This window comes from Promicromonospora sp. NPDC060204 (assembly GCF_042728455.1).
Taxonomy (GTDB): Bacteria; Actinomycetota; Actinomycetes; order Actinomycetales; family Cellulomonadaceae; genus Promicromonospora.
Map to the genome: position 1 here is coordinate 1 of NZ_JBHWZO010000459.1, position 1,484 is coordinate 1,484.

1 protein-coding gene is annotated in these 1,484 nt (G+C 74.1%); it reads left to right on the top strand.

Going from position 1 to position 1,484, the window contains the following annotated elements:
- Positions 1 to 553: 553 nt before the first annotated feature.
- Positions 554 to 1,426, top strand: a complete 873-nt coding sequence (locus ACFWEJ_RS28660) for a hypothetical protein (RefSeq protein ID WP_377232551.1) — start codon at positions 554 to 556, stop codon at positions 1,424 to 1,426.
- Positions 1,427 to 1,484: the final 58 nt, after the last annotated feature.

Sequence of the window (1,484 nt, forward strand, 5' to 3'; positions counted from 1 at the left end):
GAATCACGCTGATTCCGGGCCCAATGACGGGGTAGAGGCGCACTTTTCGTTTTGGACCCGGGCCGACGGCGGTCGGGATGGCCGCGGGATCTGTGGGGATGGTGGGCCCGCGGGGAAGGCGGGCCCGCGGGGAAGGCGGGCCCGCGGGGAAGGCGGGCCCGCGGGGAAGGCGGGCCCGCGGGGAAGGTGGGCCCGCGGGGAAGGTGGGACTGCGGGGAAGGTGGGACTGCGGACTCGGCCGGGACGGCGGGCCGGCGGGCTCGGCCGTGCCCACGGAGACCCCGGGCACGGTCGTAACGGCAGGCGAGCGCGACCACAGGGGTCGTTTTTCGGCGGTTGTGCACAGGCTGTCGACGCCGGTCCGGCGCTTCGGTCGCCGTACTGCTCAAGTTGGTCCCGTGCCCAAGACCTTTGTGATCCCGCGAGCCGCCGAGCCGCTCCTGCGCCGGCAGGCCGGACTCCTGTCCACGGTCCAGTGCGAGGAGCTCGGGATCGGCCGAGAGGTCCGGCGCCGCCTGGTCGGGCAGCTCCGCTGGACCAGCCCGCGCGCGCCGTGTACGACACCGATCCGGTGCCGCTCGACAGCAGGGTCAGGGACGACTGGTTCGGCCACGCCGCGAGCTGGCGGACCTGGTTCGCGCTGCTCGTGCACGGGCCGGACGCCGTCGCCACCGGCTGCTGTGCGCTCGTGCTGCACGGCGTCTCCGGGCTGCCGCGAGAATTTCCGCTGGAGGTGGCGCGCGAGGACCGGTCGTCCCGGCGCCCGCGGCACGACGTCGCCGTCGTGGACTACGCACCGTTCCCGACCGTGCAGGTCGGCGACCGCGCGGTCGCCCGGATCGACCACGCCGCGGCGCAGGCGCTCCGTCGGCTCCCCCGCCAGAACGCCCTCGCCGTGCTCGACGACCTCGCTCGCCGGCACGGGTTCACCCCGACCCGTCTCGCGGAGCTGCACGACCTGGTCCGGCGTCGGCACGGCAGCGGCCGGCTCCACGAGCTCTTCGGGCTGGTCGACGCGCGCTCGGAGTCCTTCGCCGAGTCGGCGGCGCGGCTGTCGTTCCACGACAACGAGGTGCTGCCGGACGACCTCCAGGTGCGGTTCGTGGCGGACGGCAAGGTCGTCGCGCGCGTCGACTTCGTCTGGCGGCTCCCCGACGGGCGCTGGCTGGTCGTCGAGATCGACGGCGTCGGACCGCACAGCACCGAGCAGGCCCTGGTCCGGGACGCCCCGCGCCAGAACCAGCTCCTGGCCGCCGGGCGGATCATCATGCTGCGCTTCCGGCCCGCGGAGAACGACCGGCCGGGCGGTATCGGCGCGCAGGTCGCGAGGGTGCTCGCCCGACACCACTGGCGGCCGGGCCGGTACGCGCACCAGGGCACCCCGATCGCGCTGCCCACCGCGCCCCTCACGCCGACGGGAATCTGAAAGGTGCGCTTCTACCCCGTCATTGGGCCCGAAAACAGCGTGTTTCCGGGCCCAATGG